We start from the raw sequence: 8,542 nt of genomic DNA on the forward strand, positions 1-8,542 counted from the left end.
CCCCGGCCGCCGCTCAACCGGCGGCCGGGGACGAGGCGTTCGCACGCTCGGGGTCAGAACTGGGTGCTGACCGTCACGCCGCTGAAGTCGGTGTTGGCGTAGAGGCTGATGTAGCGGTAGCCGGCCGTCGGGTTGGTGACGGTGAGGCTCTGGGCGGTGCCGGGGTTGGTGGAGGAGGCGGTGAAGGCGCTGGGGGAGGCCCAGGTGTCGGCGTTGTAGTAGAGGGAGGCGTTGCCGGTGCCGCCGGAGGTGGTGACCTTCAGCGTGCTGGTGCCGGCCGGCAGGTAGACGTAGAAGTAGTCCAGGTTGCCGGCGGTGCGGGCCTGGTTCGGCCGCGAGCAGTTCTGGCCGAGCGCGTCGGTGCGCGGGTCGGTGCAGGTCGGCAGGGTGGCGCCGGCGCCGGTGGTGACGGTGACCGAGGACGGGGTGCTGGCGCTCTTGCCGGCGCTGTCGGTGACGGTCAGGGCGACCGTGTAGGTGCCGGGGTTGGCGTAGCTGTGCACCGGGTTCCGCTGGTCGGAGGAGGTGCCGTCGCCGAAGGTCCAGTGCCAGGAGGTCAGCTTGGCCTGGGAGTTGGTCTCCACGGACTTGTCGGTCAGGGTGACGGCGGCGCCGTTGACGGCCTGGTCGAACAGGGCGGTGGGCCCGTCGGCGTAGCAGGCGCCGGCGGCGCAGGCGTTCAGCCAGGCGTCGAAGTCGGCGTCGTAGGAGGTGCCGAGGTTGTTGTAGACCGCGTAGCCGCCCTGGTAGTCACCGGTGCGGAAGTGGCCGAGCATGCTGGACACGTCGGCGGGGTGCTTCTCCAGCATGTAGCGCACGGCCAGGTAGCCCCACGGGTAGGTGCGCACCGTGTCCGAGTTGTCGTACGTGTTCTGGAAGACCGTGCTCAGCTTGTAGCGGTGCGCGGCGGCCTCGGTCATCGCCTGGGTGTCGGTGGTGCCGCGGTAGGCGTAGGACTCGTACTCGGCGACGCCCTCGATCCACCAGATGTCCGGGACGGAGATCTCGGTGCCGAAGTTGCCCTTCATGTCGTAGATGTTGTCGAGGTAGTGCGTGTACTCGTGGTTGAGGTTCCACACGTTGGCGGGGAAGCCGTCGTTCCACGACTTGCGGTACATGACCGACACCGGCTTGTTGTCGGGGTCGGTGACGTCCATGACGGTCTGGCCGCCGTTGTTGGTGGAGTTGTTGTAGATGGGCCAGGAGTAGGTGAGGTAGTCGGCCTGGTTCTTGAAGACGGCGAGGGTGATGGTCTTGCCGTACTGGTCGGGGACGGGCCCGTTGTCCTTGACCATGGTGTGGAAGAAGCCGTCCTCGCCGCGCAGGCTGGCGCAGACGGTGGCCAGCTCCTCGGCGGACAGGTCCTCGGCGCGGATGGTGCGGTTGTCGCACACCAGGGTGTGGGGCAGGACGGCGGCGGTGAGCTTGCCGGGCAGGTCGCAGGTGCCGTAGTAGGAGCACTGCGCGCCGTCGTACTGGTTGGCGTTGTACGCGGTGTACACGTACAGCGGGCCGGTGGTGCCGGTGACCGGGGTGGCGTCCAGGACCTGCTTGACGAGGGGCCGGGCGAACGCGGCGACCGAGCCGCCGTCGCCGGCGGTGCGGGCGAGGTCGTTGCCGGCGTTGACGTCGAGGAACTGGTTGGCGGTGCCGAGCAGGTCCTTGTGGTTCTGCGCGAAGTTCGCGAGGGCCGTGATCACGCTCGGGTCGGCGGCGACGGCGCTGACGTAGTCGGGGTTCCAGTTGGCCCGCCACAGCGGCGCGAACAGGACGGCGTTGACGGCCTTCACCATCTTCGGGAAGGCGTTGTAGCCGTTGCCGTAGCCGTTCAGGACCTGCTTGTAGACGTTCAGGTACTGGGCCTGGATGTTGGCGCTGTCGGTGAGGACCAGCACGTCGTAGAGCACGAGGCCGTTGGCGTCGGTGACGTCGTGCCAGCGCGCGCCCGCGAAGAACGCGTCGAGGCCGGCCTTGACGGCGGAGGTGAGCGAGGCGTCGTAGGGGCCGACGGCGGAGGCGTTGTTGGACTGGACGTAGAAGCCGGCCCGCAGGAACAGCACGAGCTGCAGGATGCCGGTGGAGTTGTCGCCGCTGTAGTGCGCGGCCTGGGCCTGGAAGGCGGCGGCGACGGTGAGCATCTGGGACTGCTTGAAGACCTTCCCGGCGTCGGTCCCGGTGACGTTGAACAGCGTGTTGACGCAGTCCGTGGCCGAGCCCCGGACGAAGGAGACCAGGTCGGCGCCACTGCGGGATGCGAAGTCGGCGGGCGTGCAACTGGCCGCTTCCGTACCGGACTTGGCAGCGGCGAAGGCCTGCTTCACGGGAAGGGGCGCGGGCTGCTTGGCGCCCGTGGACGGGCCGCTCTGCACGGCCGTCCCGGCCGGCTGCAGGGCCTGCCCGAGCCGGTCGGAGGCCAGCGGGGCGGCCGTGCGCCCCATCGCCTCGGAGGACTGCGAGGCTATCTCGGCCCCGAACGGCGCGGGTATCGAGGGGGAGGCGCCCGCCTTCACCGGAGCAGCGGCCGGCGAGGCCGACGAGGCGAGGGCAGGGGTCGGCAGCATGAACGCGGAGCCGGCGAGGGCGCCGGCCACGAGAAGGGGAAGGGATTGGCGCAGACGCACTGCGGTGTCCTTGTCCTGAGTGGGGGCGGTAAGCAACGGAGCGTCAGCCACGAGGCGTGAGGGAGGGGGACCTTGACGACAACCTGTCACCGGATTCAGGGTCAGAACAATGTCACAGGTTATATGCCACCGCAAGGGTGTGACATGGCACTGTTGCGCGGGGTTTCCGGACCCGCACCGCCCGCCCCCGCCGGGCTACTCGGCCGCCTGGCGCAGGGCCCGGGCCCGCTCGCGCTGCTCGGCGGCCTCCTCGGGGCGCCCGGTCGCGTCGAGCGCGTCGGCGGCGAGTCGCAACGCGCCGGCCAGTGGCGTCGGGGGAGACCGTGGGCGAGCAGGCTCGCCGCAGGCGGGGACGCCGGCGGTGCGGGGGAGTCCCCCGGGGTGTGCGGGCGGCGGGAAACGCCTTGTCGCGCGCGTGGGCCCTGTATTTCTCGCCCGTCGTCGCGGCCTGGCTGTGGCCGGCCGGCTCCATGCGGCGCGGGGCCGGCCGCCGGCTCATGGTGGCGCCGGTTCAGGGGCGTGGGAGCGGCAGGGAAACGGACCTCAGGGGTCCGTGGTCCGCGTCGGAGCGGGCGGGAGGTCTTCGGCGGGCCGCTGACCGGTGGTCAGGTCCCGTGCCGGAGCACACGGCCGGGCGTGTGGGGCCGAGGCGGGGTGCGGGCACGCGCAGGCAGGTGGAGCCGTGGAACCGTGGAGCCGGCGGCCTCGGCCGACGTGAATTCCTTTTCCGCTGAACGGAATTCACGGGTGGAGGTCACCGGGTGCCCGGCCCTTGCCGGGCACCCGGTGCGGTGTGCGGGGTGTCAGCCGGCCGGGGTGGCGGCGATCCCCTGGATGGCGCTGCTGGCGACGGCGTAGAAGGTGGTCCAGCTGTTGTCGGCCTTCTGGTCGGCGGTCCAGATGCGGCCGTCGGCGCCGATGGCGAACAGGCGGGCCGTGTCGCCGAGGGTGGTGGCGGTCACCTGCTTGACGCCGGCGGCGTCGGGCACGGCGTAGAACGTGCTCCAGGTGCCGGCCGTGTAGTCGCCGGTGGTGGTCCAGATGCGGTCGTCGCCGCCGATGGCGAACAGGCGCACGGTGTTGCCGACGACCGTGGCGGTGATGTTCTTGATGGCGCTGCTGGGGATGGCCTGGAAGGTGCTCCAGGTGCCGGCCGTGTAGTCGCCGGTGGTGGTCCAGATCTGGCCGTCGCCGCCGACGGCGAAGAGGCGGACCTTGTCGCCCATCGCGACGGCGGTGATGTTCTTGATGGCGCTGCTGGGGATGGCCTGGAAGGTGCTCCAGGTGCCGGCCGTGTAGTCGCCGGTGGAGGTCCAGATCTGGCCGTCGCCGCCGATGGCGAAGAGGCGGACCTTGTCGCCCATCGCGACGGCGGTCACCTGCTGGATGGCGCTGTTGCCCGGCACGGCCTGGAACGCGCTCCAGGTGCCGTTGGCACCGTCCTTGCTGGCGCTCCAGATGCGCTGGTCGCTGCCGATGGCGAACAGGCGCACGGTGCTGCCCATGGTGACGGCGCTGACCTGGCGGATGCCGCTGTTCTGCGGGACGGCCTCGAAGGTGCCCCACACGTTCGTGGAGTAGGAGCCCTCGTCGGCCCAGATGCGGTTGTCGCCGCCGACGGCGAACAGCAGGCTGCCCGGACGGGAGGCCTTCACCTGCTGGATCCAGGCGCCGAGGTCGTCCACGCGGCTGGAGGTGGCGCCGGTGCGGGTCTCGGTGGCGGGGGTGCCCAGGCAGCCGCCCTGCCAGGAGAGGGAGGCGACGGCGGCGATCTCGGTGGTGCCGTTCCTGTCACGCAGCAGCGGGGCTCCGGTGTCGCCCTGGCAGACGGGGGACTGGCCGGCGGCGGGCGCGGTGTCGACCGAGGCCGCGGCCACGGCGCCGACGGTGTGCGTGGCGGTGTGGAGCTTGAGCGGCGCCCAGTCGGTGGCGGTGCGGCCGTAGCCGGCCACGCGCAGGCTCTCCCCGGCGGTCGGGGCGGTGGCGCCCACGGTCGCGGGGGTGATGCCGTCCAGCGGGGTGGCCAGGCGGGCCATGACGAGGTCGCGCTCGGCGCGCGGGGCGAGCTCGGCGATGGCGATGGTGCGGCCGGCGATGGTGGCGGTGCTCGCGGTCGCGGGCGCGCCCGCGGCGGGGTGGTCGCCGAAGCAGGAGGCGGCGGTCAGGACCCAGTAGCGGTCCACCAGGGTCGCGGTGCAGGAGCGGGCGTCGGCACGGCCGGGCTGCCCGGCGGTGACCGTGCCGACGGCCGGGTAGTCGGTGGTGGCCGGGGCGGCCGGTCCGTCGGTGGCGGTGAGCTCCACCAGGGTGGTGCTGCCGCTGGTGCCGCCTTCGCCGACCGGGGTCCAGGCGTTCTTGTTGACGTCGACGCTGGAGACCGTGCCCGCGGTGTTCACGGTGGCCTTGATGGTGTGGTCGTCGCCCTTGATGTTGTAGACCTGCGGGATCTCCAGGGCCAGGTAGCCGGTGGGGCCGGTGATCCTGAAGCAGACCTCGCTGGGGCTGGCGGCGCGGCTGTACAGCTGGACCAGGCCGGGGCCCGAGGCGCAGTCGGCGAGGACGATGTGGCCGTCGCCGGTCTTCAGGGTGATGGTGCGGTCGGCGAGGATCTTCGCCGCGTCCGGGTAGGAGAAGCCCTCCACGGCGCTCGGCGGGGCGGCGTCGGCGGCGGTGGCCGGGATCGGGGCGGCGACGACGGGGATCGCAAGGGCCGCGCCCAGGGGCCAGGCCAGTCTGCGAACGGTACGCACGGGTACTCCATAAAGAGATATGCGCCCGGGAGACACCAGCGCCCCCGAGCCGGCAAAGAATGAATCAAGCGGAAGCTATCGTTTCGAAATTGTGCACGTCAACGCATATGAGCACCCCTGGCGCACCTCTGACCTGTGGTCAAGCCCCGCACGGGAAAACGGGGTCAGGCCGCCCGGGTCCGGGGCATCCGAATATGGACATTTGCGGATGAAGACAAAGAGGGTCGCCCGCCGCGGGATTGTCACGTTTGGGTGACGTTTCCTCCGCACTGTGAATCCGCCGCCGATCTCGCCGTCGATCTCGCCGTCGATCGCGCTGCGGACCCGAAGGGCCCCGCCGGATCGCCCGGCGGGGCCCTTCTGTGTCATTCCGTGCTATTCGCGATGTACCCGCGGGTTTTCACGGCCGGCGGCCGGCACCCGATGGCACGGCCGCTAGACGAGACCCGCCTCGTCGAGGAACTCCGCGATCCCCCGCAGGGGAGCGCCGAGGTCCACCCGGTCGATCCCGGCCGCCTCCAGGTGAATGAGGATCTTCGCGTCCTGAAGGGACCCGATCTCCTTCGTGTAGGCGGCCAGGCACGAGTCCAGGGCGTCGAGCACGTGCTTCTCGACGTCCGTGTCGGACGGGTTGCGCGATGCCGCGGCCAGAGGGATCGGAGGCGTCGCCAGGATGACCCCGGGAGCCCCGTCGGCCCGCTCGTTCGCGAGGACCTGGGCGACCCCGAGCTGCGGGGTTCCCCCGTAGCGGTCGTGGGCGAGCGCGAAGCTCAGGATCGCGGCGTCGCAGTCCCATCCCGTTTCGGCGACCGATCCGCGCCTGAAGTCCAGGCCGGGCCTGTTCCCCAGGAAGTCGCGGCACGAATCGACGAACCGGTCCGTGGAGGCGGCGATGACGAACCTCATGGGCACCCGATGCCCGTGCTCATGCCGGTCATGATCGAGGGCCTTCCGAGGAGCTTGAGTTCGTCGTTGTTGAGGGCCACGCCGCCGTCGACAACGTCGGCAGTGTAGGTCATGCGGGTCCCCTCCGGCAGGTCGGCGAACGTGACCTTCGTCCGGATCATGGTGTACGGACCCTCGGCCGGATAGGCGGCGTAGGCGCGCCGGGCGTACTCGGCGGCCCCGGCCTCCGTGAAGGAGAAGTACTTGACGCCCTGCGGGCTGTTCCAGGTCCGGTTCGCGGAGATGTCCGCGAGCTCGGGAGCGGTGACCGCGCGCCAGAGGTAGATCTCGCCCGGGCCGGCCTCGCCGCCGTTGTGCACCAGCACGGGCGTGTTCCCGGCCAGCACGTAGTACGTGTGGACGAGGGTCACGCTGAGGTTGTACGTGGGCTGCACCCCCGTCCAGTGCCGGGTACCGGTGATCCGGGCGGTCTGGCCGTCGGAGGTGCGGACGCTGTCGCCGGCGACCAGGTCCCCGGCCTCGCGCCACACGTGGGTGCTCTCCACCCAGAAGCGGTGGTGGCTGGTGGAGGTGAGGGCTCCGGTGGAGCCGTCCGGCGCCGCGATCGTGAGCTCGGTGAACTCGTCGTCGTCGGGGGTGTAGATGGTGGTCTCGACGCGCTGCGCGGTGGTCGCGCCGGTGGCGGGATCGGTGGCCAGGACCGTGTCACCGACCCGGACCTGCTCGATGGGACGGCGGGTGCCGTCGCCCATGAGCACCGGGGTGCCGGCCGGGAAGCTGTTGGGCTTCGTCGGGCAGGCCTTGCGGAGGTCGTTGGCCGCCTTCTCCTCGTTCTGGAGCTGCTGGAACAGGCCGCGGTCGATGTTCTGGTCCTGCTTCAGGGCCTCAAGCGCGGCGTCCGCGCCGGCGCCCCCGTCCTTGAGGAGCTGACGGAACTTTCCGACCGCGTCGGCCGTGGCGGTCAGCTTGCTGATGGCCGCCTGGCTGTAACCGTCGAGGGCGGCCTGGACGGCGAGCTTGGCCTCGTCGATGCCCACGCCCGAGACGAGGGCGAAGCGGAACGCGACGACGGACTTGGCACCTGCGGCGAGCTTCTCGTAAGGGATGAAGGTGGCCGCAGCCCACGCGCACGAGCTGTTGAGACCGGGGTCGTGGTAGCACTTGACGAAGTCGTCGGTCAGCGCGTGCCACAGGATCTGGCCGCGGACCGCCTCCGGCGAGTAGTGCAGCCTGTAGTCGAAGTAGGACAGCTGGAACGTCTCGTCACGCTGGTCGTTGACCTGGGTGCTGCTGACGAGGACGGTGTTCCACACGGTGTACTTGCCGGCACACGCGGCGATCGACAGGCCCGGTTCCGGGCAGGTCTTCATCACGTAGTCGACCGTGCCGGTGACCTTGACGTGGACCGTGACGTCGCAGACGTCCGTGCCCTTGCCGTTGTCGTGCCAGACCTTGGGGTCGACGTTCTTGATCATGATGTCGCCGTGGCCCATGACGAAGTCACCGGCGGTGCAGCGGCCCAGGTTGTCCTTGCCCTGCTCGGTCTTCATGTCGCCCTGGGGGACGGCCTCGATGTAGGAGACCCGGCCGCTGGAGTCGACCTGCACGGTCTGGTCCTGCAGCTTCCCGTCGACGCTGTCGGCCTGCTGCTTGGTGAAGACGGCGGCCTTGGCCTCGTCGGCGGCCTTCTGCGCCTCGTCCTTGCTCTTGTTGGCGGCGGCGGCCGAGGCCTGGGCCTGGTCGGAGGCGGTCTTCGCAGCCGACGCGAACTGCTGCGCCTGGTTGGCGTAGCTGGTGGCCGCGATCGCCGAGTAACTGGCGCTGCGGGCCGCCGCGTCCGCGGAGGCCGCCGAGGCCTGGGCCTGCTGGGCGGACTTGGCGGCCTGCGCCGCGGAGGCCTGGGCCTGCTGGGCGGACTGGGCGGCCTGGGCGGCGAAGCCCTGGGCGTCCTGGGCGGACTGGGCGGCCTGGCCGGCGTACTTGGCGGCCTCGGTCGCCGCGCCGAGCGCGGTCTGGTAGGACTGGGCGGCCTGGGCCGCGTACTGCTTGGCCTGGGCCACCGAGCCGTCGATCGTGGCCAGGTAGGAGGCGATGGTCGCCACGTGGGCGGCCGTGACGGCGTCACGCTGCTGGGCCTTGGGCAGGCCGGTCTGCAGGAACGGCACGAGGCGGTCGGCGGGGCCGGACAGGACGGCCTGGGCGGCCGCCTTGACCTCGGCTCCGCCGGTGGCCAGGGCCTGGGTGACCAGGACGCGGTTGTCGTCG

Annotated in this window: 4 protein-coding genes; all 4 read right to left on the reverse strand. The window is 71.0% G+C overall.

Annotation, left to right across the window (positions count from 1 at the left end; translation table 11 throughout):
* Positions 1–53: 53 nt before the first annotated feature.
* On the reverse strand, positions 54–2,621 hold the full coding sequence (locus tag PUR71_RS02315) for a collagenase (RefSeq protein ID WP_329924599.1): 2,568 nt from the start codon (positions 2,619–2,621) through the stop codon (positions 54–56).
* An 803-nt stretch (positions 2,622–3,424) separates the two neighbouring features.
* On the reverse strand, positions 3,425–5,371 hold the full coding sequence (locus tag PUR71_RS02320; protein WP_329924600.1) for a trypsin-like serine protease: 1,947 nt from the start codon (positions 5,369–5,371) through the stop codon (positions 3,425–3,427).
* Positions 5,372–5,806: 435 nt separating this feature from the next.
* Positions 5,807–6,277 (reverse strand): hypothetical protein, encoded by a 471-nt coding sequence (locus PUR71_RS02325; protein WP_329924601.1) that lies wholly within the window; start codon positions 6,275–6,277, stop codon positions 5,807–5,809.
* On the reverse strand, positions 6,274–8,542 hold a 2,269-nt coding region (locus PUR71_RS02330), incomplete at its 5' end, for a polymorphic toxin-type HINT domain-containing protein (RefSeq protein ID WP_329924602.1). The genes PUR71_RS02330 and PUR71_RS02325, both read right to left, overlap by 4 nt.

The organism is Streptomyces sp. SP17BM10, from assembly GCF_036322405.1.
Taxonomy (GTDB): Bacteria; Actinomycetota; Actinomycetes; order Streptomycetales; family Streptomycetaceae; genus Kitasatospora.

Bases quoted from the DNA above. Each gene is read 5' to 3' on its own strand.
- PUR71_RS02325 (WP_329924601.1), bottom strand. From the start codon at position 6,277: ATGAGGTTCGTCATCGCCGCCTCCACGGACCGGTTCGTCGATTCGTGC.